21 protein-coding genes and 1 tRNA gene are annotated in these 26,121 nt (G+C 66.6%); 11 read left to right on the plus strand and 11 right to left on the minus strand.

Translation table 11 applies throughout. The features are described 5' to 3' along the window. Nucleotides 1–77: 77 nt before the first annotated feature. On the minus strand, nt 78–1,646 hold the full coding sequence (locus tag SAS01S_RS13740; protein ID WP_066809260.1) for a flavin monoamine oxidase family protein: 1,569 nt from the start codon (nt 1,644–1,646) through the stop codon (nt 78–80). An 84-nt stretch (nt 1,647–1,730) separates the two neighbouring features. On the opposite strand from SAS01S_RS13740, the gene hisC reads away from it, so the two are divergent. Together hisC and SAS01S_RS13750 are read left to right on the plus strand one after the other, a co-directional pair. Further along, nucleotides 1,731–2,831, plus strand: a complete 1,101-nt coding sequence (gene hisC / locus SAS01S_RS13745) for a histidinol-phosphate transaminase (protein ID WP_066809263.1) — start codon at nt 1,731–1,733, stop codon at nt 2,829–2,831. 124 nt (nt 2,832–2,955) lie between these two features. Next, entirely contained in the window at nt 2,956–3,864 is a 909-nt protein-coding gene (locus tag SAS01S_RS13750; RefSeq protein ID WP_066809265.1) for a prephenate/arogenate dehydrogenase family protein, read from the plus strand. Nucleotides 3,865–3,887: 23 nt separating this feature from the next. Here SAS01S_RS13750 and SAS01S_RS13755 read toward each other — a convergent pair whose 3' ends face one another. From SAS01S_RS13755 to ftsE, 4 genes are read right to left on the minus strand one after another with little or no spacing between them, the layout of a single operon-like run. Continuing rightward, entirely contained in the window at nt 3,888–4,685 is a 798-nt protein-coding gene (locus SAS01S_RS13755; RefSeq protein WP_157082820.1) for a lysophospholipid acyltransferase family protein, read from the minus strand. 10 nt (nt 4,686–4,695) lie between these two features. Further along, nucleotides 4,696–5,232: a YdcF family protein gene (locus tag SAS01S_RS13760; protein WP_066809268.1), complete on the minus strand. Its 537-nt coding sequence runs from the start codon at nt 5,230–5,232 to the stop codon at nt 4,696–4,698. After that, a complete protein-coding gene (locus tag SAS01S_RS13765) occupies nt 5,229–6,116 on the minus strand; it encodes a cell division protein FtsX (protein ID WP_369405748.1) in 888 nt (295 codons plus the stop codon). The genes SAS01S_RS13760 and SAS01S_RS13765 overlap by 4 nt, the downstream gene beginning before the upstream one ends. Nucleotides 6,117–6,118: 2 nt before the next feature. Then, the gene (gene ftsE, locus SAS01S_RS13770) at nt 6,119–6,829 is read right to left on the minus strand and encodes a cell division ATP-binding protein FtsE (protein WP_066809272.1); all 711 of its coding nucleotides are present in this window, start codon (nt 6,827–6,829) and stop codon (nt 6,119–6,121) included. A gap of 164 nt (nt 6,830–6,993) precedes the next feature. On the opposite strand from ftsE, the gene SAS01S_RS13775 reads away from it, so the two are divergent. Both SAS01S_RS13775 and SAS01S_RS13780 read left to right on the plus strand, forming a co-directional pair. Beyond that, on the plus strand, nt 6,994–7,710 hold the full coding sequence (locus SAS01S_RS13775) for a zinc-ribbon domain-containing protein (RefSeq protein ID WP_066809274.1): 717 nt from the start codon (nt 6,994–6,996) through the stop codon (nt 7,708–7,710). A 121-nt stretch (nt 7,711–7,831) separates the two neighbouring features. Then, nucleotides 7,832–7,918: transfer RNA gene (locus SAS01S_RS13780), tRNA-Leu, on the plus strand. Between the two features lie 308 nt (nt 7,919–8,226). Here the strand turns inward: SAS01S_RS13780 and SAS01S_RS13785 are convergent. The 4 genes from SAS01S_RS13785 to SAS01S_RS13800 all read right to left on the minus strand — a co-directional run bounded on the left by SAS01S_RS13785 (nt 8,227) and on the right by SAS01S_RS13800 (nt 13,366). Next, on the minus strand, nt 8,227–9,549 hold the full coding sequence (locus SAS01S_RS13785; protein WP_066809276.1) for an MFS transporter: 1,323 nt from the start codon (nt 9,547–9,549) through the stop codon (nt 8,227–8,229). Nucleotides 9,550–9,577: 28 nt separating this feature from the next. Beyond that, a complete protein-coding gene (locus tag SAS01S_RS13790; RefSeq protein WP_066809279.1) occupies nt 9,578–10,372 on the minus strand; it encodes a 2-keto-4-pentenoate hydratase in 795 nt (264 codons plus the stop codon). A gap of 85 nt (nt 10,373–10,457) precedes the next feature. After that, nucleotides 10,458–11,891: a mannitol dehydrogenase family protein gene (locus SAS01S_RS13795; RefSeq protein ID WP_245656908.1), complete on the minus strand. Its 1,434-nt coding sequence runs from the start codon at nt 11,889–11,891 to the stop codon at nt 10,458–10,460. After that, on the minus strand, nt 11,888–13,366 hold the full coding sequence (locus SAS01S_RS13800; RefSeq protein WP_066809280.1) for a UxaA family hydrolase: 1,479 nt from the start codon (nt 13,364–13,366) through the stop codon (nt 11,888–11,890). Before SAS01S_RS13800 ends, SAS01S_RS13795 begins: the two co-directional genes overlap by 4 nt. A 96-nt stretch (nt 13,367–13,462) precedes the next feature. On the opposite strand from SAS01S_RS13800, the gene SAS01S_RS13805 reads away from it, so the two are divergent. From SAS01S_RS13805 to SAS01S_RS13835, 7 genes are all read left to right on the plus strand, one after another. Further along, a complete protein-coding gene (locus tag SAS01S_RS13805) occupies nt 13,463–14,497 on the plus strand; it encodes a LacI family DNA-binding transcriptional regulator (RefSeq protein ID WP_066809335.1) in 1,035 nt (344 codons plus the stop codon). An 84-nt stretch (nt 14,498–14,581) separates the two neighbouring features. After that, nucleotides 14,582–16,024, plus strand: coding sequence for a glucuronate isomerase (uxaC, locus tag SAS01S_RS13810; RefSeq protein WP_066809282.1), 1,443 nt, complete (start codon nt 14,582–14,584; stop codon nt 16,022–16,024). A gap of 18 nt (nt 16,025–16,042) precedes the next feature. After that, entirely contained in the window at nt 16,043–16,885 is an 843-nt protein-coding gene (gene kduI / locus SAS01S_RS13815; protein ID WP_066809284.1) for a 5-dehydro-4-deoxy-D-glucuronate isomerase, read from the plus strand. A gap of 99 nt (nt 16,886–16,984) precedes the next feature. Then, complete coding sequence (gene kduD / locus SAS01S_RS13820) at nt 16,985–17,755, plus strand: 2-dehydro-3-deoxy-D-gluconate 5-dehydrogenase KduD (RefSeq protein WP_066809287.1); 771 nt, start codon at nt 16,985–16,987, stop codon at nt 17,753–17,755. A gap of 198 nt (nt 17,756–17,953) precedes the next feature. Further along, entirely contained in the window at nt 17,954–18,961 is a 1,008-nt protein-coding gene (locus SAS01S_RS13825) for a sugar kinase (protein ID WP_066809290.1), read from the plus strand. Then, complete coding sequence (locus SAS01S_RS13830) at nt 18,948–20,519, plus strand: carboxylesterase/lipase family protein (RefSeq protein WP_066809297.1); 1,572 nt, start codon at nt 18,948–18,950, stop codon at nt 20,517–20,519. The genes SAS01S_RS13825 and SAS01S_RS13830 overlap by 14 nt, the downstream gene beginning before the upstream one ends. A 1-nt stretch (nt 20,520) precedes the next feature. Continuing rightward, on the plus strand, nt 20,521–21,534 hold the full coding sequence (locus tag SAS01S_RS13835; protein WP_066809300.1) for an alpha/beta hydrolase: 1,014 nt from the start codon (nt 20,521–20,523) through the stop codon (nt 21,532–21,534). 64 nt (nt 21,535–21,598) lie between these two features. Here the strand turns inward: SAS01S_RS13835 and SAS01S_RS13840 are convergent, their stop codons facing one another. Together SAS01S_RS13840 and SAS01S_RS13845 are read right to left on the minus strand one after the other, a co-directional pair. Then, nucleotides 21,599–24,529 (minus strand): TonB-dependent receptor, encoded by a 2,931-nt coding sequence (locus SAS01S_RS13840; protein ID WP_066809303.1) that lies wholly within the window; start codon nt 24,527–24,529, stop codon nt 21,599–21,601. Between the two features lie 54 nt (nt 24,530–24,583). Continuing rightward, on the minus strand, nt 24,584–26,113 hold the full coding sequence (locus SAS01S_RS13845) for a DUF885 family protein (RefSeq protein WP_066809310.1): 1,530 nt from the start codon (nt 26,111–26,113) through the stop codon (nt 24,584–24,586). Between the last annotated feature and the right edge of the window lie 8 nt (nt 26,114–26,121).

Here is a 26,121-nt window from a genome sequence, read left to right on the forward strand (position 1 = left end):
GGGCAGATTTCTTGGTTCTGCCCTCACCCTTCCGCGGCTTCGCCGCTCCCTCCCTCTCCCAACGGGAGAGGGAATTTCTACCCCATCCTTCTCGCCGGCGCTCTCGCCGCGATCACCGATTGCGCCGCGAGCCGGCCGGTCTGCGCGCCGCCGTTCATATACCCCGGATAGGCATCCGACAGATGCTCGCCCGCGAAATGGACCGGTCCCGCGCCCATCGGGGTCGAGGCGATGCCGTCGGTTTCGGTCCAGATCAGGTCGGCGAACTTGGTCAGCTGACCCGGGCGGAAATTGACGTACGCGCCCATCGAGAAGGGATCGAGATGCCAGTTGGTGCGGCGGACGGTCGTGCCGGTCGCGGCGCCCATTCCCTTCACGCCGCTTTCGGCCAGCCGCGCGAGCTTGAACGCCAGCGCGCGCGGATCGGCCTGGTCGGCGGCGAGCACTTCGTCGCCCCCGGTGAACCAGGTCCAGACGCTCCCCGGTCCTGCGGCCGGACGCACGCCGCCGTCCCAGCCGAGCGAGGACCCGGCGTCGTGGTCGGTCTGCCAGATCTCGCCGCCGCGCCCGATCGGCTTTTCCCACGGCCGCGCGGTCGTCACTGCCTGGACCTTGCCGTTCTTGCCCAGCCCGACCTCGGCAATGAACTGGCGCCACAGAAGCGGCAGGGCCACACCATAGCCGATCCGGCTCATGATCGAGGCAGGGGTGGTGACGATCACCGCTGAGGCGTCGATCTTCTCGCCATTGGAGAAGATCACGCGCGCGCCGCTGGCCGAGGGATCGATCCGCACCGCGCGGCGATACGTGGTGATATGGCTCGCCAGCCGCGCCGCCATCGCCTCGATCAAGGACGAACTGCCGCCCGCCATCAGATAGCGTTCGTCGCTGCGAGAGAGCACGTCGATGCGGCGTCCGTCGATCGTCGGCAGGTTGAACACCAATTCGATCGCCGACGCCTGCGAAGGCTCGCAGCCATATTCGGTGCGCGCGGTCGCTTCCATCAAGCGGCGCACCCAGGGTTCGGGGATCAATCGGGCATATTTGTCGAGATAGCCGGTGAACGACATCCGATCGAGCTCGGCCGCGACCTTGGCGTAATTCTGGTCGAGCCGCACCGAATCGGCGTCGATCTGGCCGGCGATGCCGCGCAGGCCGGCGACCAACTTGCCCTCGGGGACTTCGCGCGCGCCGTCGAGGATCATCGTGCGATGCTGGCCGGCCTTGCGGTCGATCAGCTGGACGCCGAAGTCGCGGCAGAGCGCGTGCATGTCGGCATGGTCGGTATTGACCAATTGCCCGCCGATCTCGATCGACGGCACGCCTTTCGCCCTGGCGGTGTACATCCGCCCGCCGAGCCGGGTACGCGCCTCGTACAGCCGCGCGTCGACGCCCGATTTGGTAAGATGCCACAGCGCGGTCAGGCCGGCGATGCCGCCGCCGATAATCACTACCGGCGCCCCATTCGACGCCGCGCGGGCCGGGCGAGGCAGCGCCGCGGTCGCTGCCGTCGCCGCCAGCGCGAGCAGGACTTGCCGCCGCGTCTGCCCATCACTGCCGGGTACGGGGATCGCCTCGCCGCGCTCGCGCAGAGTCTCCCGCCGCGCCGCCTCGAGCGCTTGCCAGAATGCCGTCGGTCCCCGCATCCGCCTTCCCCCCTGGCCATGCTGCATAGCGGCTGGGGACTCATCTTGCCAAGGCGACAGGGCCCTGCGCATAGGCCACACATCATGAGCGCTCCTGAACCCAAGCCCTGGATCATGGCGATCGCGCCTTATATTCCCGGGCGATCGACCACCGATGACGGCCGCAAGGTCGCCAAGCTCTCGTCGAACGAGAATCCCTTGGGCACCTCGCCCAAGGCGCGTGAGGCATTCCTGTCGGCCGCAAGCCGCCTCGAACGCTATCCCGACGCCAGCGGCACCGAATTGCGCGACGTGCTCGCCGACAAATACGGACTCGACCCGGCGCGGATCATCTATGGCAACGGGTCGGACGAAATACTCCACCTCGCCGCCGGCGCGTTCGCCGGGCCGGGCGACGAAGTGATCTTCGTGCATTACGGCTTCGCGGTGTACGAGATCGCCGCGCGGCGCGTGGGTGCGGTGCCGGTGATCGCGCCCGACAGCGACTATGCGACCGATGTCGATGCGATCCTGGCCTGCGTCACCGAGCGCACCAAGATCGTCTACATCGCCAACCCCAATAACCCGACCGGCACCTACGCGACCAAGGAAGAGATCGCACGGCTGCACGCCGGCCTGCGCCCCGACATCCTGCTCGTGCTCGACCATGCCTATGCCGAATATATCGAGGGCGACGCCGAGGATGGCGGCATGGCGCTGGCCGCGACCGCACCCAACGTGCTGGTCACGCGCACCTTCTCCAAAATGTACGGCCTCGCCGCCGAGCGGATCGGCTGGGGCTATGCGAGCCCTGCGATCATCGAGGCGATGCACCGCATCCGCCTGCCCTTCTCGATCACCATCGCCGGCACCGCGGCGGCGATCGCGGCACTGGGCGATACCGAATTCGTTGAGCACACCCGCGCGCACAACGCCAAATGGCGTGCCTGGTTCTCGCAGGAGATCGCCCAGCTCGGCAATGCGGGCTTACGCGCCGTACCAAGCCAGGCCAATTTCGTGCTGGTGCTGTTCGAGGGCAAATTGACCGCCGAGGCCGCCTATAAGGGCCTGATGGACGCCGGCTATATCGTCCGCTGGCTGCCCGGCCAGGGCGTGCCGCACGGACTGCGCATCACGGTCGGCACTGAGGACGAGACGCGCGGTGTCGCTACGGCATTGCGCGCGATGGTCGAGAAAGCCGGCTAAGTGTCGCCCTTAACTGCCCTCACCCTTCCCACTCGCCTTCGGCTCGCGGGCCCCTTCCCTCTCCCATTGGGAGAGGGAGGGAGCGCCGCAGGCGCGGAAGGGTGAGGGCAGAAAGAGAAACGACATGTTACCCTTCTCGCGCGTCGCCATCATCGGGCTCGGCCTGATCGGCTCGTCGATCGCGCGCGCGATCAAGGCGGACATGCCGACCGTGCGCGTTACCGGGCACGACATGGATCCGCAGGTGCGCGAGACATCGCGCGCGATCGGTTTCTGCGACGACATCGCCGACACTGCCGGCGCCGCGGTGACCGATGCCGACCTGGTGATCTTCTGCGTGCCCGTCGGCGCGATGGCCACGGCGGCGGAAGCGATTGCCGATGACCTTCCCGCCGATGCGATCGTCAGCGACGTCGGATCGTCCAAGGGGACCGTGCTCGCGGCGCTGAGCGCAGCGCTCCCGGGTGCGACGGTCATCCCTGCCCACCCCGTCGCGGGTACCGAGCGCTCGGGTCCCGAGGCCGGCTTCGCGACCCTGTTCCACGGCCGCTGGTGCATCCTGACCCCGCCCGAGGGCGCCGATCCGGCCGCGGTCGAGCGTGTCGCCGAATTCTGGCGGCGGCTGGGCGCCGAAATCGAGATGATGGACCCGCAGCACCATGACCGCGTGCTGGCGATCACCAGCCATTTGCCGCATTTGATCGCCTATACGATCGTCGGCACCGCATCGGATATGGAAGAAGTGACGCAGTCCGAAGTGATCAAATATTCGGCCGGCGGCTTTCGCGACTTCACCCGCATCGCGGCGTCGGACCCGACGATGTGGCGCGACGTGTTCCTGAGCAACCGCGAGGCCGTGCTCGACATGCTGCAGCGCTTCACCGAGGATCTGACTTCGCTCCAGCGCGCGATCCGCTGGGGCAAGGGCGACGAATTGTTCGACCTGTTCACCCGCACTCGCGCGATCCGCCGCTCGATCATCGACCAGGGCCAGGATGACGCCGCGCCGGACTTCGGGCGGCAGCACGATTAGTCCGCAGCGCTAACGCTCTATCGTCATCCCCGCGAAAGCGGCGACCCATCTCGTGCGCTATCCCGCTTCTGTGCGGTCGTGTCTTGATCATTCTGACGGAGATGGGTTCCCGCTTGCGCGGGGATGACGGCACTGGACGCGCCGTCCAAGACATTGATCGCCGAATGCACCCGTGCCTCGATATCCGCGCGCGGCAGGCCCGGCGGGATTGCCTCGCCGAAGCGGAACGTCACCACCCCCGCACGCTTCAGCCCGCCCTTCGGCCACAATTTCCCGACATCGGTCGCGATCGGCACCACCGGCAGGCCGAGCATCTTGTAGAGCCCGGCGAATCCCGACTTCAGCTCGGGCTGCTCGCCCGGTTTCACCCGCGTGCCCTCTGGAAAGATCATCACCGACCGCCCGCTCGCGCGCGCCGACTCCGCCTCGCGCATCAGATGCCTCAGGGCCTTGGACGAGGCGGCGCGGTCGACCAGGATCACGCCGTAGCGCTTGGTCGCCCAGCCCCAGATCGGGATGCGCGCGAATTCGCGCCGCATGATCGGTGCCGGGGCGCCGAGCTCGGCCACCAGCTCGATCGGCTCCATCAGCGACTGGTGCTTGCCGGCATAGAAGACCTGGCCCGACGGCCGTGGCCCTTCGTAACGGACGCGGATGCCGAGCAGCCAGCGCACGCACCAGCGATGGAAGCGAGTCCAGGCCAAGGCATAAGCGATCAGCGCGCGCTGCCCGAACAACGCCGAGAACGGCACCAGCAGCACGATCGGCAGCGACACGCCGTAAAAGACGATCGCGAACGCCACATTGCGGAGCAACGTCACCGGCACATGCTCATTGCCCGAACCCGAGCCACAAGGCGACCCGGCGCAACAGCAGCTTGTTATATTCGACCAGCAGCACGCCCAGTTCGGCATCGCCCTGCACGCCGTCGTCGACCACCGTCACGTCGTCGCCCAGTGCCGCATCCAGCTCCATCCGGGCGCGCGCCATATGCCAGTCCGAGGTGACCAGCCGCACCGACTTATAGCCGTGATCGCCCACCCATTTCGCGGTTTCCGCGCCGTTCGAGCGCGTGTCGACTGCCTCGTGTCCGAGGTCGACGCAGCAAGCGAAGACTCCCAGCGGGACCTTGTACTTGATCGACAGATCGATCGGCCGGACGCCGGGCGCAGCGCCGCTGATCAGCAGCCGTTTGGCCTGATGCGCGGCAATCAGCGCCAATCCGCGATCGATCCGGCCGGGCGCGCCGGTCGGGACGACGATCGCGTCGGTCTTCATATCCTCGAGCGGGCGCGGCAGGGTAAGCGTGTAGAGCACGAACCCGAGCAGATAGACGAGCGCGACGATGGCAATCAGGCGGCGGATCATTGCACCAGCCTCAACCGCCCGAGCACCGCGATCCGCGCGGCGAGCGTCGCCACGATCGCGAAGATCAGCGGCAACAGCGCGATCAGTACCCAATCGCCCCGCGTCAGCACGCCGCCCGACAGCAATTGCGAGCCAAGTCCGGCCATCTGCCCGGTCACTGCCCAGATCGCCAGCATCGCCGCCAGCGTCCCGATCACGCCGCCGACCATCGTGTCGAGCGCGATCCGCCGCTGGAACAGCCGCGCGACTTGCACATCGGTCGAGCCCAACATGTGCAGGATGGCGATCGTGTCGCGATGCGTCTCCAGCCCCGCGCGCGCCGCGAGCAGCACCACCGCGGTGGTCGCCGCCGCCATCAGCATCACCAGCACCGCCGCGGCATAGATCATTGTCCGCATGAAATCGGCGACCGGCGACAGCCAGCGCGACTGGCTGTCGACGCGCGCGGTCGCCGCGGTGGCGCGAACCGCCGCGGCGACGCGGGCAGCAGCCTCCTCGCTCGGCACGCTCAGATCGACGTCGATCAGCGCGGGCAGCGGAACGTCGGCATCGGTCGAGGCATCGCCCAGCCAGGGGCGCAGCAATTCGGTCAGACGTGCAGGATCGACCGGATCGGCACGCGATACCGCCGGCATTCCGCGTAGCGCCGCCAGCACTGCCTCCGTGTCGCGGTCGCGTACCGCCGGATCGGCGGCGACCACCTGAACGGTCAGTCGCCCGGCAAGCTCGCGATCGAGCGCGCCCGCCGCGTTGATCGTTCCCAGCCCCAAAGCCGCTGCGAGCACGGTCAGGAACAACATGATCGCCATGATCCAGGTCATCGCGCGCGTGCCGCGGCGGTCGTCGAGCACGCGTCGATCGGCGGCGGTCGAGAACATCGCCATGCTCACGCGGCCGGCCCCTTGGGCGGGTTGCGCAAGGCACCGGTCGGATCGAGCAGCCGCCCGGCCTCGATCCGCATCATGTGCGCATTCTGGATTCGCCCGAGCAGGTGAAAATCGTGCGTCGCCACCACCACCGTGGTGCCGAGCCGGTTGAGCGATTCGAACAGATGGAGCAGCCGCGCCGCCATGTCGGGATCGACGTTGCCGGTCGGCTCGTCGGCGACCAGGATTTCGGGCCGCCCGATCACCGCGCGCGCGATCGCGATCCGCTGTTGCTCGCCGCCGGAGAGGGTCGGCGGCGGCGCATGACTGCGCTCCGACAGCCCGACCCAGGCGAGCATCTCTCGCACCGGCGCCTCGACATCGCTTTCGGGCACCCCCGACAGCCGCAGCGGCAAGGCGATATTGTCGAATGCCGACAGATGCGGGACCAGCCGGAAATCCTGGAACACCACGCCGATCCGCCGCCGAAAGCCCGGCAGGCGCTTGCGCGGCAAGGCGCCGGCATCCTCGCCGAACAAGCGGATCACGCCATGGGACGGACGCTGGGCAAGGTAGATCAGCTTGAGCAGCGACGTCTTGCCCGCTCCCGACTGGCCGGTGAGGAAATAGAAGCCGCCCGAGGCAAGCGTGAAGTTGATCGCCGACAAGGTGTCGACGTCGCTGGCGGGATAGCGCAGCCCCACATCCTCGAACTGCACGATATTCGCCATGCCGGCGTTTGCTACCCGCTTGTACGCTGCCCCGCCAGCGCCTTCGCACGTAACCTGTTCCCGCTTCAAGCCGGGGCGTGCGTATCGGCAGGCTTGCCGCACTGTCCTTGCCCGCTTAGGGATTGTGACAGGGGCATTTGTGTTGGCCCCCTGCGGACGCCGATATGATCCTCGAATGCAGCGAATGCCATACGCGCTATCTCGTCCCCGACACCGCGATCGGGCCCGAAGGCCGCACCGTGCGCTGCGCCAAATGCAAGCATAGCTGGTTCCAGGAGCCCGACGCGCTCGACCTTTCGGGGGCCGCGGTGGTGGCGCCCGAACCGGCGGCCCCCGCTCCGCAACCGATCGCCGCGCCGACGCCCGCCGAAGCCGGACCCGCCGCCGACATCGCGCCGGATTACGACGCCTTCGCGCACGAGCCGCCATTCCGGCCGCGCCGCAACCCCGCCCGATTGTGGACGATTGCCGCGGTGACCGCCGGCGTGGCGATGCTGGCGGCGGCAGTCGCCTTGCTGTTCCTCAACGTCCCCAGCGTTGCGACGTGGCTGGGTATGCCGGCGGGCGGTGGCCAGACGCCGCTGACCTTCGTCAACGTCAAGCAGCCCGACCGGCGCGATCTGCCGACCGGCAGCGAATTGTTCGCGGTCGGCGGCCAGATCCACAATCCGACCGCCCAGCGTCAGCCGATCCCAGATATCCGGGTCGAATTGTACGACGCGCCCAAGGATGGCCGGATGGTCTATAGCTGGGTGATCAAGCCCGATCAGCCGACCATCGCACCGGGCGGCACGATCGATTTCTACAGCGGCAAGCTCGACGTCCCGGCCAATTCCAAGAACATGAAGCTGAGCTTTTCGAGCAGTGCGACCGGCGGCTGAAACCCCTGCGGACCTAGCGCTGAACGCGCCGTCCGATAAACTCCGGTTGCGTCGCACACATCGCTTTGCTAGGGGCGCTCGCCTGCCAGCCAGCGGCCCCGTCCGATGGCATCTAACACGTGCGGCCGTGGCGGAACTGGTAGACGCGCAACGTTGAGGTCGTTGTGTCCGAAAGGACGTGGAAGTTCGAGTCTTCTCGGCCGCACCAATCTCTCTCGGGAGATTGAATTTTCCGGTGATGTGACGGCCGGGCTGAAGCCCCCGTCGGCCGCCGATGTCCTGTTAGGAACACCCCGAGTCTACCTTCCCCCTTCCGGGGGAGGTCGCGAGACTTAGTGGCGCAGCCACTTAGTCGCGGCGAGAGAGGGGTATGCGGCAGGCGAGACGCTCACCGCCCCACCCTCTCCAACTCCGGCTAGACGGCAAGCCGCCAAGCCTCCGTATCCTCCCCCGTCAAGGGGGAGGAGTGATCGAAAAGACCGCCCTCTGGCCGAAGCGTACCGGCCAGCGACAAGATCAGACCGGCACCTCGACCCGCGCCAGCTTGGGGCTGAGCAGATGGACCACGCCGATCGCGATCAGATAGACGCTGCCGGCGACCGCGAAGATCAGGGTGTAGCTGTGCGTGGTCTGCAGGATATAGCCGGTGAACTTCGCCATCCCCATGCCGCCGATCGCGCCGACCGTGCCGCCGATGCCGATCACCGACCCCACGGCTGCCCGCGGGAACATGTCCGACGGGATGGTATAGAGATTGGCCGAGAATGCCTGGTGCGCCGCCGTCGCCAGTCCGACGATCCCGACCGCCAGCCACACGCTGGCGGCATATTGCGCGAAGAAGATCGGCATGACCAGGAAGGCGCAGACCAGCATGGTGATCTTGCGCGCCGCATTGGCGCTATAGCCGCGCTTCATCAGGGTCGAGGACGACCAGCCGCCGGCGACGCTGCCGATATCGGAGATCAGATAGATCGCGACCAGCGGCGGACCGAAATTCTTGAGATCGAGATGATAGGTCTTGGCGAGGAAATCGGGCGTCCAGAACAGGAACAGCCACCAGATCGGATCGATCAGGAACTTGCCCAGCGCATAGGCCCAGGTCTCGCGATAGCCGAGCAGCTTGAGCCAGCCGATCTTCTGCGGCGGGTCGGCGGGATCGCTCTCGATATAGGCAAGCTCGGTTGCCGACAGACGGGGTTGTTCGCGCGGGCGGCGATAGATCGCGATCCAGGCGACCAGCCAGACCAGGCTGAACACGCCGGTCGAAATGAACGCCATGCGCCAGCCATAAGCCAAGGTGATCGCGGGCACGATCAGCGGCGTGATGATCGCACCGATATTGGAGCCGGCGTTGAACACCCCGGTGGCCAAGGCGCGTTCCCTGGCGGGAAACCATTCGCTGACCGCCTTGAGCCCGGCCGGGAAATTACCCGATTCGCCGACGCCGAGCACGAACCGCGCGCCGTTGAATTGCATCGCCGGGGTCATCATCGTGCCGAACAGCTTGAACGGCCCGGTGATCAGGCCGCACAAGGTATGGCCGAGGGTCCAGATCACGAACGCGATCGAATAGCCAATCCGCGCACCGAGCGCATCGACGATCTTGCCGAAGCTCAGATAGCCGACCGCATAGGCAACCTGGAACCAGAAGACGATGTCGGCATAAGTGGTCTCGTTCCAGCCGAGCTCGGCCGAAATCGTCGGCTTGAGCACGCCGATCATCTGGCGATCGACATAGTTGATCGCGGTCGCCGCGAAGAGCAGCCCGCAAATCACCCAGCGATAGCGGCCGACCCGCATATCCACCCGTCCGGCGTCCGGCATCCCGGTCGTCGCCATCGTCTCTCTCTCCCTCGAAAGCGACCTCTTAACGGGCCTTGATCGTGCACTCGACCGTCAAGCGGTCATCGAATCTCGCCTCGACCCGGTCGCCGACGCGCACCGGGTGTACCCCAGTTACCGCGCCGGTCGATATCCATTGTCCGGCCGCCAGCGCGATACCGCGCGCGGCCATCAATTCGAACAGGAAACGCGCCGCGCCGAACGGGCCGTCGAGCATCGTCGCGGTGGTGGCGGCACCGGCACGCTCGCCCTCGATCCATGTTTCGACCGGCCAGGTGTCGACGTCGATGTCGCGCCAGTCCTCGACCGCCGCGCCGACGATCAGGCCGTTATTGTTGCCGAAATCGGAAATGGTGACCGGCGCGCCGTGATCGTTGATCCCGGGGAATGGCGAACTGGCGATCTCGATCCCGACATGGACCGCATCGATCAGCGTCCGCGCCTCATCGATCGTATAATGGCGTTTGGCGGGATCCGGCGCAGTGCCGATGCGCAGCAGGAATTCGGCCTCGGCAGCGGCGAAGCCGTCGGCGAACACCGGCGTCGCGATCGGCGAACCGTCCACGATGACAACCTGATCGGTGAAGATCGGGCCGGCCAGCCGGTCGACCGCGCCGATCGGTGGATTGATCCGCCCGACTTTCCATCCGGCGACCTTGCCCTCGGTCAGCGCCAACGCGGCGTCCTGCACGGCATAGCCATCGTCGAGCGCAGCCGGCATGTCGCCGGGATAATCGGGCAGCGCATGGCCGTCGCGGCGCGCGCCGACGAATGAGCGCGCAATACGCGTGATATTGTCGACGTTATCGTCTGGCTGCACCGCCGAACCCCTCCTCGCCCTGATGGCTGTCTTCGTTGTCGGATGCGTATGGGAAACCGGTGTCAATGACAAGCCCGCGAGATTGTCAGGCGAGCATCTCGCGTGGGTTTTCGCCCTGAAAGGCGGCTTCCGTGGCCGCTTTCAGCAACGCGACAAGCGCTGCGTCGCTGCCGATCGCCGGCGGAAAGCCCAGCCCCTCAGCGATCAGCCCTTCGACCACACGCGCCGGCGTGTCGGCCAAGGCCAAAGCGGACAGCCGGTCGCCCGCCGGATCGACGATACGAGCGCCCGCTCGCGCCCGCCGCATGAGGAACGCGACCCAGCCGCCCAGTGCCGCGATGACATGGCCCGGCATGCGCCCCGCCGCGCGATTGGCAAGCAAGGTATCGCCGAGCCGATACGGCAGCTTTTGCGACCCGTCCTGCGCGATCTGATCGAGCCGGTGGACGATCGCCGGGTTGGCGAAGCGCCGCAGCACCGCATCGGCATAGGTCTGGAGATCCAGCCCCGGCACCGACGGCAACATCGGGATGATATCCTCGCGGATCATCGCATCGACAAAGCGCGCCAGCACGGGGTCGCCGATCGCCTCGGCAACGCTGACATGGCCGCGCAGCAACCCGGCATAAGCGAGCGTCGAATGCGCGCCGTTGAGGATCCTGAGCTTGGCGCGCTCATAGCCGCCGACATCGGCGGTCAGGGTCGCGCCGACCGCGCCAAGATCGGGCAGCCCGCCGATATCCTCGATCACCCATTGCGCGAACGCTTCGCGCTGGACCGCGGCACGATCCTCGACGCCCAGCGCCGCCGCGACATCGGCATAGAGCGCGTCGTCCGACGCCGGGGTGATCGAATCGACCATGGTCGACGGCACGGAGATTTCGCCCGCCACCCAATCGCCCAGCGCCGGGTCGAGCCGCCCGGCAAACGCCACCAGCGCGGCACGCAACTTGGCGCCGTTCGTGGCGAGGTTGTCGCACGGCATCGGCACGAACGGGGCAGTGCCGCTGGCATGCCGCGCCGCCAGCCCGGCGACGATCCAGCCGATCACGCTCGTCGGGACGGCCGGCCGCGCCAGATCGTGGACGATGTCGGGATGACCGAAATCGAGCGTTCCGTCCGCGGCCAGGCAATAGCCCTTTTCGGTCACCGTGGTGGTGACCAGCCGCGTGTCGGGCGCGGCGAGCAAGGCCAGCGTCCGCGCGGCATCCTCCGGCCCCAGGAATTCGGTATGCGCGCCGATCACGCGCATGCTCGACTCCAGGTCGCGAATGGCGAGGGTATAGAGCCCGTTCTGCTCCGCCAGCGCCTCGATCGTGCCGCGGCTGCGCAGCGACACCGCGGCGATCCCCCAGCGCGGGTCCTGATCGAGCAAGCGGTCGACATACGCGGCCTGGTGTGCGCGATGAAAGGCGCCGGGACCGAAATGGACGATCCCGGTCGTGACCGGCCCGCGCGTACGCGGCGCGGATATCCCCATCGGCAGCCCGGCCAGGGCAGCACGCGACAGCCGGGTCACAGGGTCACCCCACGCTTCCAGATCGCGATTTCGCGCTCGCCATTGCGTTCGGCCGCGGTCGGCTCGCCCGAAGCGATCGCACACAACCGCTCGGTCAGCGCCGCCTCCATCGTCTCGAACCCCTTGTCGAGCACCATGCCCGCATCGAAATCGATCCAGCCCGGCTTGCGCGCGGCGAGATCGCTGTTCGACGATATCTTGATCGTCGGCACCGGGAAGCCGAGCGGGGTGCCGCGCCCGGTGGTGAACAGGATCGCGGTCGCGCCCGCGGCCGCCAGTGCGGTCGACGACACCGCGTCATTGCCCGGCGCTTCGAGCAACGTGAGGCCGTCTTTGGCGACGCGCTCGCCATAGTGAATGACATCGGCGATCGGCGCGCGGCCCGCTTTCTGTACCGCGCCGAGCGACTTCTCCTCAAGCGTGGTGATGCCGCCGGCGATGTTTCCGGGCGACGGATTTTCGGACACCGGCTCGCCGTGATCGATGAAATATTGCTTGAAGTCGTTCACCACGCCGACGACGCGGCCGAACACGTCTTCGTCGTCGGCGCGGTTCATCAGCATCTGCTCGGCACCGAATATCTCGGGGATTTCGGTCAGCACGACCCGCCCGCCCGATGCCGTGACACGATCGCTCATCCGACCGACCAGCGGGTTCGCGGTCAGCCCCGATAAGCCGTCCGACCCGCCGCATTTCACGCCCAGCACGAGGTCGGCGAGCGTCGCTTCCGACCGTTCGCATTGCGCCTGCGCGGCGAGTTGCTCGACCAAGGCGACTCCTTCCGCGACCTCGTCGCCAGCCAGCTGCGTCGCCAGCGTGCGGATCGCCGGGCGGCGCCATTCGGGGATGGTTTCGACCAGTCTGGCGATCTGGTTGTTCTCGCACCCCAGGCCGAGGATCAGCACGCCGCCGGCATTGGGATGGCAGGCGAGCGACGCCAGGATCGCCCGCGTCCCGTCGAGATCCTCGCCGAGTTGCGAACAGCCGAACGGGTGCATGAAGGCGTGGACGCCGTCGACTGTTCCGGCCAGCGCCGCCCCGGCCTGTGCGGCAATCCGCTCGGCGGTCCGCGCGACGCAACCGACCGTCGGCAGTACCCAGATCTCGTTGCGCGTGCCGACCCGCCCATCGCCGCGGCGATAGCCCTGGAACGTGGCCTCACCCGGCGCGAGATTGGCGAGCGGCGCCGGCGCATAGGCATAGGCCTGTTGGCCGGCGAGTGCCGTCGCGACATTGTCCGAATGGACATGTTCGCCCGCCGCGATCGAGGCCGTCGCGCGCCCGATCGGAAAGCCGTATTTGACCACCGCCTCGCCCGCCGCGATCGGCGCCAGCGCGATCTTGTGCCCGCGCGGAATCGCCATCGCGGCGGTTACCGGCGCGCCGTCGGCGACCACCACGTCACCCGCCGCCGCATCGGCGAGCAAGGTCGCCACATTGTCGTTCGGATCGATCCGAACCGCGTTCGCCGTCATTTTTCGCCTTCTTGAACAACCGGTGTCAGCTTTGCCCGCCGGTCCGTCCGGAAGCAAGGCTAGCCCAGTAGCGCGCCGCTCGCTATGCCTGTGACGATGGAGAAGACCGGCCAGCCGACGATCAACGATGTCGCGCGCATCGCGGGGGTGTCGAAGAAAACCGTCAGCCGCGTCATCAACCGTTCCCCGCTGCTCAACGACGATACGCGCAAGAAGGTCGAGGACGTTATCGGCCAGCTCGGCTACGTCCCCAATCCGCAGGCGCGCGCGCTGGCGTTGCGGCGAAATTTCCTGGTCGGGCTGGTCCACGACAATCCCAATGCCCAGACGGTGATGAACGTCCAGCAGGGCATGCTGGAAGCGATCCACGACAGCGAGTTCGAGATGGTGGTGCGCCCGGTCGATCGCGGATCGGCGACGATGCTCGAGGATCTGCGCCTCTTCCTCGAGCGCCAGCGATTGTTCGGCGTGCTGCTGATGCCGCCGATCAGCGAGAATGACGCGGTCGCCAAATTGTGCAGCAATCTCGGCTGCCGCTACGTCCGCATGGGCTCGGCCGAGCTCGACACGCCGGAGCACATGGTCGCCTCCAACGACCGCGAAGCGGTCCACGAGGCGACGCAATATCTGATCGCGCAGGGGCATCGCCGCATCGGCCTGATCGCCGGCCCGCACGGCTTCCGCTCGGCGCGCGAACGCCGGTTGGGATTCGAAGACGCGATGCGCGACGCCGGCATCTCGCTGCCTCGCAGCATGATCGCCGAGGGCAATTATACCTTCGAATCGGGGCTGATTGCGGCCGAGCGCCTGCTCGACGTGGTGCCGCGCCCGACCGCGATCTTCTCGAGCAACGACGAAATGGCGGCAGGCGTGATCCACGCCGCATGCCAGCGCGGGTTGATCGTGCCGCGCGATCTGTCGGTGATCGGGTTCGACGATACGCCGATCGCCGCGCATATGTGGCCGCCGCTGACCACCGTACGCTGGCCGATCGCCTCGATGGCGCGCTCGGCCGCGCTCAAGCTGATCAGCGGGATCGCCGACAATGACGATGATGCGGCCGTGCAGGAACCGTCGATGTTCCTGTCGACCCTGATTCGCCGCGCGTCGGTGTCGCCGCCGATCGATTGAACGCGTTCACGGCCGGTTGAACTATTTGCTGACACCGGTTACCAGAGCCACGCTCGACAGAAGCAGGGAGGATGGAGATAGCTGATGGCTGGCACGCTGGAATTGCACCCCGATCGTCTGTTTCCCGCCGATCCCGGAACGCGGTCGATCGCCCGCAATCTGTATGCCGCCATTGCCGATTCACCGATCGTCAGCCCGCACGGCCATACCGACCCCGCCTGGTTCGCGACTAACGACACATGGAGCGACGCGACCACCCTGCTGCTCGCGCCCGACCATTATATTTACCGCATGCTGTACAGCCAGGGCGTCGATCTCGATGCGCTGGCGATCCCCTCGCGCGCCGGCGTTCCCGCGACCGATCCGCGCGCGGCCTGGCGGCTGTTTGCGTCGCATTACAATCTGTTCCGCGGCACGCCGTCGCGGCTGTGGCTCGACCATGTCTTTTCGGCGGTGTTCGGGATCGACCGTGAACTCGACGCCTCGACGGCAGATACTTATTTCGATGCGATCGGGGAGAAGCTCGCGAGCGAGGCCTTCCGCCCGCGCGCATTGTTCGACCGCTTCCGGATCGACTTCCTGGCGACGACCGAGGGCGCGCAGGACGATCTGTCGCACCATCATGCCATCCGCCGTTCGGGCTGGGGCGGGCGCGTCGTCACCACCTATCGCCCCGACGGCGTGATCGATGTCGAGCATGAGGCCTTCAAGCCGGCAATGGCGCGGTTCGCCGAGCTGACCGGCGAGGATGTCTATGACTGGCAAGGCTATCTCGCCGCGCATCGCAAGCGTCGCGCCGATTTCCGCGCGGCGGGGGCAACCGCGACCGATCACGGCCATCCGACCGCGGCGACCGCCAATTTATCGGCGAGCGATGCCGAGCGCCTGTTCCGCACCATCGTCACCGGCACCTGGACCCCGGCCGATGCCGAGCTGTTCCGCGCGCAGATGCTGACCGAAATGGCGGCGATGTCGGTCGAGGACGGGATGGTGATGCAGATCCACCCCGGTTCCTGCCGCAACCACAATGCCGGGCTGTTCGCCAGCCATGGCCGCGACAAGGGCGCCGATATCCCGACGCGGACCGATTACGTCCATGCGCTGAAGCCGTTGCTCGACCGCTTCGGCAATGAGCGCGATCTGTCGATCATCCTCTTCACGCTCGACGAATCGACCTATGCGCGCGAGCTGGCGCCGCTCGCCGGCCATTATCCGTGCCTCAAGCTCGGTCCCGCCTGGTGGTTCCACGACAGTCCCGAAGGGATGCGGCGGTTCCGCGAGATGACGACCGAGACCGCCGGTTTCTACAATAGTGTCGGGTTCAACGACGACACCCGCGCTTTCCTGTCGATCCCGGCGCGCCACGATGTCGCGCGCCGCGTCGATTGCGCCTTCCTCGCCCGATTGGTCGCCGAGCATCGTCTGCACGATTGGGAAGCGGCCGAGCTGATCCGGGATCTGACCACCGGCCTGGTGCGCCGCGCCTATAAAATCGACGATCCCCAATTTGCCGCACGTGCGGCCTGATTCCCGACGGAGAGTTTCATGTTCGATCGTACCTATTACGCCACCCATCCCGACATGATGGAGTGCGTCTCCAATGAGGAACTGCGCGACCGCTATCTGATCCAGGGCCTGTTCCGCGAAGGCGAGTGCGTGCTCAACTACACGCATGCCGACCGCTTCGTGATCGGCGGCGTCGCGGTGGGCGGCGCGCCGGTCAAGCTGCCCGCGCAGACCGAGCCGCCCTCGGCGGTCGGGCATCCGTTTCTCGAACGCCGCGAACTCGCGATCGTCAATGTCGGCAAGGTCGACGGCAAGGTCATTGTCGATGGCGAGGAATTCACGCTCGGCAACAAGGATTGCCTGTACGTCACGATGGGCGCCACCCATGTCGAATTCTCCGGCCAGGGCGCGCGTTTCTATCTCGCTTCGTGCCCCGCGCACAAAGCCTTTCAGACCCGCAAGCTCGGGATCGCCGACGCCAATGCGCTCGAGCGCGGCAGCTTGGCAGAATCGAACGAGCGCACGATCTTTCAGCTCGTCATTCCGGGTGTGTGCGACAGCGCGCAGCTGGTGATGGGCCTGACCGTGCTCAAGCCGGGCAGCGTGTGGAACACCATGCCGCCGCACATCCATGAGCGCCGCAGCGAAATCTATTTCTATTTCGAGCTCGACAATCTCGACAATGACCGCGTGATGCACTTCATGGGCGAAGGCGAGGCGACGCGGCACATCGTGATGCAGAATGAGGAAGCGGTGATCAGCCCGCCCTGGTCGATCCATATGGGCGCGGGCACCAAGGCCTATGCCTTCATCTGGGCGATGGCCGGCGAGAACCAGGATTATACCGACATGAACGTGCTGGATATCTGCCAGCTGCAATGATCGTCATCCCCGCGACAGCGGGGACCCAACTCCTGCGGGAGCCGCTTGATGCGACGGGGGGAGATAGGTTCCCGCTTTCGCGGGAATGACGGAGTATAAATGACCAACCCCTTCGACCTTTCCGGCAAAGTCGCGATCGTCACCGGCGCCAATACCGGCATCGGCCAGGCGATCGCGCTGGCGCTGGCCGAGGCCGGCGCCGATATCGCCGCGGTCGGCCGTACTCCTGCTCAGGAAACGGTCGATAAAGCGCGCGCGCTCGGCCGCCGCGCCGAAATCGTCTCGGCCGATCTCTCGACCATCGAGCCTGTGCAAAGGATTGTGGACGAAACGGTGGATAAGCTCGGCGGCTTGGGCATCCTGGTCAACAATGCCGGCATCATCCGCCGCGCCGACGCGGTCGACTTCACCGAGGAGGATTGGGACGCGGTGGTCGACACTAATCTCAAATCGGTGTTCTTCCTGTGCCAGGCGGCGGGGCGGCACATGATTGCACGCCATGAAAAAGAGGGCGGCGGCGGCAAGATCATCAACATCGCGTCGATGCTGACCTTTCAGGGCGGCATCCGCGTGCCGAGCTATACCGCGTCGAAGAGCGGGATCGGCGGGCTGACCAAATTGCTCGCCAACGAATGGGCGTCGAAAGGCGTCAACGTCAACGCGATCGCGCCGGGCTATATCGCGACCAACAACACGGCCGCGCTACAGGCCGACGAAGTGCGCAACAAGTCGATCCTCGACCGCATCCCGGCGGGGCGCTGGGGCGATGCGAGCGACCTGGGCGGAGCGGCCGTGTTCCTGGCGAGCCGCGCCGCGGATTATGTCCAAGGGCATATCCTGGCGGTCGACGGCGGGTGGTTGGCTCGGTGATGGCACGATGATCGTGCCGCAAGTTCATCGTCACCCCGGGCTTGTCCCGGGGTCCACTGAGCCTCACACCGGTGCGCCTGCGGCTCCGTGGTGTTCGAGCGAGATTGCGTCCCCCGGACGCAATCTTGACTTGCCGGGGGCAAGTCAAAGCTCGGACACGGCACAAGGCCGGCATGACGAATTGGGGGGACGTTATTGATGGGCCAATTCCTCGCTTTCGGCGAAATCATGCTGCGGCTCTCGCCACCCGGGCGCGAGCTGATCCTGCAAACCCCGAAATTCGACGTCTGGGTGGCGGGCGCCGAGGCGAACGTCGCGACCGCGCTCGCCCGGCTCGGCCACGATGTCGGCTTCGTCAGCGCCGTTCCCGCCAACGACCTCGGCGATGCGGCGGTCACGACTCTGCGCGGCCACGGCATCGACACCAGCAATATCCAACGCCGCGGCGACCGGATGGGACTCTATTTCGTCACCTCGGGCGCCGGCATGCGCGCGACCGAAGTGATCTATGACCGCGCCCATTCGAGCTTTGCCGAGGCGCCGGCCGATGCCTGGGACTGGGACAGGTTGCTGACGGGCGTCGACCGCCTGCATCTGTCGGGCATCACTCCAGCGCTCGGCCCGGTGCCCGCGCAAGCCTCGATCGCCGCCGCCGAGGCCGCCGCGGCGCGTGGCATCCCGGTCTCGTTCGACGGCAATTGGCGCGGCAAGCTCTGGGAACGCTGGGATGGCAAGCCGCGTGAAATCCTGTCGCGGCTGGTAGCGCAAGCCGACCTGATGTTCGGCAACCATCGCGACATCGCCTTGCTGCTCGACAAGCCGTTTTCGGGCGATGGCGAGGACCGCCGGCGCGAAGCCGCCGACGCCGCCTTCGCCGCTTTCCCCAAGCTGCAGACGATCGCCTCGACCGCGCGGCACACCGAGGACGTCGATCGCCATTTATTGTCGGCGCGGATCGACACGCGCGACGCGCATGCGCAATCGGCCGAGATCACGCTGGCCGGCATCGTCGACCGGATCGGCGGGGGCGATGCGTTCGCGGCGGGCGTTCTCCATGCACTGCGCAACGGCGGAACCATCGACGATGCCGCGCGCACCGGTCTGGCACTGACCGCGCTCAAACATTCACTGCCCGGCGACGCCAGCCTGTTCCGCCAGGCCGATATCGACGCCTATCTCCAAGGGGGTCTGGATGTCCGGCGCTGAAGGCTGGAACCGTCGCACCCTGATCGGCGCCGGCGCGAGCGCGGGGGCAGCGATGTTGCTGTCGGGCACGGCGCGCGCGGTCGCGGCGCCTTATGTGCGCACGCCGTCGGGCGATTTCGTCGGCGAGAGCGACCGCGGCGTCATCGCCTATCGCGGCATCCGCTACGGTGTCGCGCAGCGATTCCGGGCGCCGGTCCCCTATGCCGCGCGCGGCCAGATGCGGCAGGTGCAGAAATTCGGGCCGGCCTGCCCGCAATCGGGCAGATATCAGCCGCAGTCGGAGGATTGCCTCTACCTAAACGTCTGGACCGCCGAGCCCAATCCCGCGGCGAAGAAGCCGGTGATGCTCTACATCCATGGTGGCGCCTATTCGAACGGCAGCGTCACCGACCCGCTCAACGACGGGCACAATCTGGCGGCGCGCGGCGATGTCGTGGTGGTGACGGTCAATCACCGCCTCAACGCGTTCGGCTATCTCTATCTCGCGCGGCTCGACCCGCGCTTCGCCGATAGCGGCAATTGCGGCCAGCTCGACTTGATCCTCGCGCTCAAATGGGTGCGCGACAATATCGCGGCGTTCGGCGGCGACCCCAATTGCGTGATGCTGTTCGGCCAGTCGGGCGGCGGCGCCAAGATCGCTACCCTGACCGGCATGCCGGCGGCGAAGGGCCTGTTCCATCGCGGGGTGACGATGTCGGGCCAGCAGGTCACCGCCTCGGGCCCGCTCCACGCCACCGACCGCGCGCGCGCCTATCTCCGCAAGCTGGGAGTGAGCGACAAGGATCTGGGTCCGTTGCTCACGGCGCCAACCGAGAAGCTTGTCGAAGCGCTGTCGGCCGACGATCCGATCCTCGGCGGCGGGGTCTATTTCGGCCCGGTGCTCGACATGAAGTGGCTCACGCGCCATCCCTTCTGGCCCGACGCCAATCCACAGGGCCTGTCGATCCCGCTGATCCTGGGCAACGTGCATGACGAAGCGCGCGCGTTCATTCCGCCCGATTCGGACAAGGTGAAGGGGCTGACCTGGGGCAATATGCCCGATCGCCTAGCGCCCGAATTGCGCATCGACGCGCTGCCCGAATGGGTCGTGGCCGAATATCGCAAGCAATTCCCGACCTGGTCGCCGACCGACGTCTTCTACGCCGCGGTCACTGCCGGGCGGAGCTGGCGCGGCCAGGTGATCGAGGCGGAGGAGCGCGCCCGCGCGGGCGCCCCGGCCTGGGTCTATCAGGTCGATTTCACCTCGCGCACCGACCCGCGCCGCGGCGCCTTCCACACGATGGATATCCCGCTGGCGTTCGGCACGCTCGACGCGGCGGGCTCGCAGACCGGCACCGGCATCGACGCGCGCGCGGCGTCGAAAGCGGTGCAGGACAGTTTCGTCGCCTTTGCCAAGACCGGCAATCCCAATCACCCCGGCCTGCCCGTCTGGCCGAAATACGATCTGGCGCGCCGCGCGACGATGGTGTTCGACGTCAACAGCCATATCGAGAACGATCCGCGCAAATGGCAACGCGAGCTGTTCGCGCGCATCCCCTACATCCAGCCGGGCACCTGACATGACCGAAGTCGACCGCCGCACCGCCTTGTTCGCGACATTAGGCGCGGCGGTAGCGGCCAGCGGCGCCGCGGCGCAGACCGCGCTCCCGGCCGCGCCGGGCAACCCGCCGCCGACCCTGTCGCAGCCCGACGAGACGATCGACCTGTGGCCCAAAGGCACGCCCGGCATGCCGGCCAAGCCGCCGGTCGAGGTCACTACCGAGCGCAGCAAGGACACCGCCAAGCTCAACGACCGAGCGATCGCCGGCGTGTCGACGCCGCGCATGGCGGTCTTCCGTCCCGCCAAGCCGAACGGCGCCTCCCTGCTGGTCTTTCCCGGCGGCGGGTACGTCCGGATGGCGATCGACAAGGAAGGCTATGAGATCGGCCGCCTGCTGGCGGCACGCGGCGTCACCGTGTTCGTGCTGTTCTACCGCCTGCCCGGCGAGGGCTGGGCTAACCGCGCCGACGTGCCGTTGCAGGACGCGCAGCGGGCGATGCGGCTGATCCGGTCGCGTGCCGCCAAATACCGGCTCGACCCCGAGCGCATCGGCGCAATGGGATTTTCGGCGGGTGGGCACCTCTGCGCCGATCTCGTCGCTCGGTTCGCGACGAAGACCTACGACCCCGTCGACGCCGCCGACACGCTGTCGGCACGGCCGATGATCGCGGCTCCGATCTATCCGGTCGTGACGATGGACTTGTCGGTCGCGCACGCCGGGTCGCGTCAGGCGCTGCTCGGTCCCGATCCCTCGCCTGCGCTGATCGCGGCGCACTCGCCGGACCGCAACATCACGTCCGCCAGCCCGCCCTGCTTCCTCTGCGCCGCGGAGGACGACGCAACCGTGCCGGTCGAGAACAGTCTGTTGCTCCACGCCGCCTTGCGCGCGGCCAAGGTGCCCGTCGAACTTCACCTGTTCGGCGAAGGCGGACATGGTTTCGGCTTGCGGGGCGTCGTCGGCAAGCCGGCGCATGTCTGGCCGGACCTGTTCCTGACGTGGGCAGAGAGCCGGGGATGGCTCCCAAAAAGTTAAACTCAGCGCCTCCCCGGCGAAGGCCGGCGCGGAGGGTCACCGCACCGGCCGATGGAAAGTCAGATCAATAGTTGAACCGGAACCCGGCCAGGAACTCGCGGCCGGTATGGTGATAGACCGACAAAAGATTGCGGCTGTCGTTATACTGGTCCTGATACTGGTCGGTCAGGTTGATCCCCTCGAAGGTCAGTTTGAGCTGCTTGGTGAGGGTGATCTGCACCGAGGTGTCGATATTGAGCGTCTTGTTATAGCCCTGACTGTCGATCCCCTGGGTGCCGACGGCGTCGGACAGATACCCCGAACGATAGGCCGCCGAGACGCGGGCGCTGACCACCTTGTCTTCGTAATAGAGCGTGGCGTTGGCGCTGTTGCGCGACAGACCGGTCAAATCGTCAATCTTCACCACGGCGCCGGCAGAGTTCAGATATTTGATGTTCGATTCGACATGAGTGTAGTTCAACAGCACACCGAAATTGCCAAGGAAGCCGGGCAGGAACTTGAACGGCTGCTGGAAATTGACTTCCACGCCGCGCAGGCGGCCGCCCGGCGAGTTGCGTGGCGCCGAGAAGGTCCAGTTGGTCAGCGACGGGCTGCAGATGCCGGGATCGAGATTGGCGCATGCCGCAATCGCCAGGCTGTCGGGCAGACCGAACGGATTGTTGCTGTACGCGCCCGACGACTGCACCGTCTGCACGAAGCTGTCGATATCCTTCTGGAAGAAGGCAACCGAGAGCAGCGCGCCCGGCATGTAATACCATTCGGCCGCCGCATCGAGCGTCGTGGCACGGAACGGATCGAGCCCAGGGTTGCCCACCGACACCGATCGGTTCGCACCCGATACCGACACGGTAGCGGAAGGCGCCAAGCTGGTGAGGTCAGGCCGCGCCATCATCCGCGCCGCCGCCAGACGTATCTGGAACTTGGGCGAGAATTCGAACACCGCGTTCATCGACGGCAGCCAGTCGTCATAAGTGCGGGTCGCGACCAGCGGCACCGCTACGCCGCCTGAATAAGAATAGCCCTGCGAACGTTGGAACGTCTGGACGTAGCGAACGCCGGCATTGCCACGCAGCGTGAAGGGACCGAAATTGCGGTTGAAGTTGAACTGCAAATAGCCGCTCTTGTCGTGCTCATCGACCGCCACGTTGCCGGAGAGCCCGGGCTCGATCCCGAGCCGGAACGTGCCGCCGCGCGCGGTCGGGTCCTCGAGGCCGAAATAGGCGGCCGCCTTGTGGTAATCGGCGTCGAAGAAGGTCTGGCCTTCGATCGTGACCATCTGACCGAACTGGTTGAGATCGCGATCGGCCGGCAGCGTGCAGCAGGACAGGTTGGTGTCCTGAGACGCCGTCGTGCCGTTGCTACGGCGCAGATCGGTCGACTTGAAGCCATAGCCTTTATACGAGGCTCCGCCTTCGACCGAGAAGCCGTCGGTCACGTCCCAGGTAAAATTGAGCTGCCCGGTCTCGTAGGTGTTCTTCGCCGAGGCCGCACGCAGGCGCAGCTGGCTCAGCACCCAACCAGTACCGTTGGCGAGATTTGCCGTGCCCCAATTGAAGGTCGGGTGCTGGCGATCGGTATAATCGTAGGCGAAATTGTCGACATTATATTGGTCGAACGTGACCGTGTTCTGGATCGGATTCTGGTGATCCGATTGCGAGTGGCCCAGGATCAGGTTCAGCTTGAGCTTATCGCCGATATTCTGATCGACGTTGAACGTCAGCTGCTTGAACTTGGTATCGAGCCGGTCGAAGCGGTTTTCGACACGAAGGTCGACATCGTTGAACGTTCCGGCGACCAGCGAGCCGTTTTGAACGGTGGCGGCCGTCACATCGATATCGTTGACGCCGCAGGTGGTAGCGCGGTTCCCTGCGGTGCAGGCGCCGGCCACCGAAAAACCGTTGGCCTCGAGATAACGTTCTTCCCGTGTCGCTTTGAAATCAGCGTACAACCCATCGATGCTGATCGTCGTGCTGTCGGTCGGCTTCCACTGGATCGACCCGGTCAGGCCGATGCGCTGCTGGTCGTCGACATAGTAATCGTATCGCGGGAAGCGCGGGTGGAACAGATTGTTCGCGGTAACACACTCCGGCGTGGTCGAGGGCCCGGTTGAGGTCGGGTAAGCGCAGGTCGTGCCCAGATAGCTTTGAAACCCCGGTGCCGCGCCGGCCGCGTTGGTTGTCCAGCGCACCGTCGAATAGCCGCTCTCGACCAGCTTGCGCTTGGTATAGGCCGCGGAAATCAGCGCACCGAAAGTCTTGTCCTCGTTCGACCAGGAAATCATCGCCGCCGCGCGCGGTGACGCCTTCTGGGCGAGGTCGTTATAGCTCCCCTGACCCGACACCGCGATGGTGAAGCCCGACTTATAGTCGAATGGCCGCGCGGTGCGCAGGTCGACCGTGGCGCCGAGCGAACCTTCCTCTGTCGCCGCCTCGGCGGTCTTCTGCACCGTGATCGCGTTGAACAGGTCGGCGGCGAAGACGTTGAAGTCGAAACCGCGACCGCGGTTGGTGCCGCCCGAGGCGTCCGAGCCGCCAGCGGTAGCGATCGCTTCCATGCCGTTGATGCGGACGCGAGTGAATTGCGGGCCCAGGCCGCGGACCGAGATCGAACGCCCTTCGCCGCCGTCGCGCGACAGCGCGACGCCCGGGATGCGCTGGATCGATTCGGAGAGGTTGAGGTCGGGAAACTTGCCGATATCCTCGGCCAGGATCGAATCGATCGCGGTGGCCGATGCCTTTTTCTGGTCGAGCGCCTTGGCCAGGCTGCCGCGGAAGCCGGTGATCACGATATCCTTGCCGGTATCCTGATTGTCCTGCGACGTATCGGCCGCAGGCGCCGTCTGCGGCGCTTCGGTCACCGGTGCAGCCGATGCCGCGTCATTTGGCCCTGCCGGCGCGGTCTGCGCCTGCGCCGCCCCGGCGCTGACGGCGATCGCCAGCACGGCGAGCGAGGCGCCGCCCCGCAATAACGTTTCGAACCGAGAACCCTTTTGCATCTGCTACCTCCCTGGGATCGGGCCAGAGGTGTTTTCCCCCTTGGCCGCCTTTACCTAGCTGATTGACTTTCCTCTTGAATTCCGAAGCATTCGACGATCGAGCGATGTCAGGCGCAGTCGCCCGTCGGCGATCGCCGCACGATGCCGCCGCGGCAGGTCAGTTGCCGCGCCGCGCCCGCAGCGATCCGCCAGCGCCAACCACGCCAGCGCCTCGCCCACGCGTGCGCCGGGCTCCAGACACACCCGTTGGATGTCCTGATCGAACGTCGCGAAAAAGGCTGGCTCGCCTTGCATCCTCTCGAGCGTCTCCCGCGCTTCCCGGATAGACCATCGCTCACCATGGACACCGGTGTCAATGACCGATCTGCACAGCCGGAACATTAGCCAGTGCAGGAAACCGAGCCGCGCACGGTCGTTCCCGGCAAACGCGCCCCGCCGCGCCATCAACTCCTCGGCATAGATCGCCCAGCCCTCCTGGAAGCCGGCGGTATATTCGGTTCGAATCGCATGGGGTTGCGCCCGCGTGTCGAGGGGCATCTGCACTATATGGCCCGGCAGCAACTCGTGATGGACCACGCTGGCCAGGCTCCAGTCGGGCCGGCGACGAATGTCGGACAAATCGACGAAATAGCTGCCCGGCGTGCCGTCGGGCGTCGGCAGGACGCGATAACCGCCTTTTTTCGCGGCCTCTTCCACCGGTGTCATCCGCCGCACGGCGACATTGGCGCATTCGGGCGGGAGCGACTCGAACAGGCGCGGCAATTGTGCCCGCGCGCGGCCGAGCCAGCGATTCATGTCGGCGACCGCGCGGTCGCGGCCGTCCTCGCTGTCGGCGTAGAGGAAGCGCGGATCGCGGAACGCGGCGCGAAAGCGCTCACCGGTGGTCTTGCCGGCATAGCCCAATCGCGCGAGCAATTCATCGGCTTCTGCCGCCACGTCCTGCGCCTTGGCCAGCACCCGGCGGTGGATCGCCGACGCGTCGCGCCCGCCGAACTGTCGATCGATCAACAGGTCGAAATATTCCGGCCCGTGCGGCAGCCTGCCGACTCCCGGTTCGCCGGCACGCGGTGCCAGCGACGACAGCAGCCTTTCCTGTTCGGCGAGCGCCGCGGCCACGCTGCCGCTGGCGCCGGCCGACGCTGTCGATAGGCCCGTGATGGTGCGGTCGAGCGCATCGCGCGGCAGGACGATCCCGGCTGCGGCCTCGGCGCGTATTGCCGCGCTATCGGCGGCGATCCGGTCGGCGGCGTCAGGCGCGGCGAGGTCGCGCCATGCTCCGCTGGACGGCGTGACCGAATAGGGACTTCGCCCCAGCCGCCCGAACGGCATGATCGCCGCGATCCGCGCGTCGATCGCGAGCCCCTCGCGCGCCGCTTCGAGATCGAGCAGCGCGCCGGGCGACAGGTCATGCGCGGCGACCCTCCCCAGCTTTTTCAGCTTGGCGGCGGGGCTGTCGAGACTCGCCAACCCGTCGAGCATCGCACGCAGCACGGCATCCCGATCGCCCGCGGCACGGGCCAAGGGCAAGACCGCTACCGTCGTGGCCGCTGTCGCCCCGGCCAGGAAGCTGCGCCGTCCGATCATGCCCCTTT

The organism is Sphingomonas asaccharolytica NBRC 15499 (genome assembly GCF_001598355.1).
GTDB classification, from domain to species: Bacteria; Pseudomonadota; Alphaproteobacteria; order Sphingomonadales; family Sphingomonadaceae; genus Sphingomonas; species Sphingomonas asaccharolytica.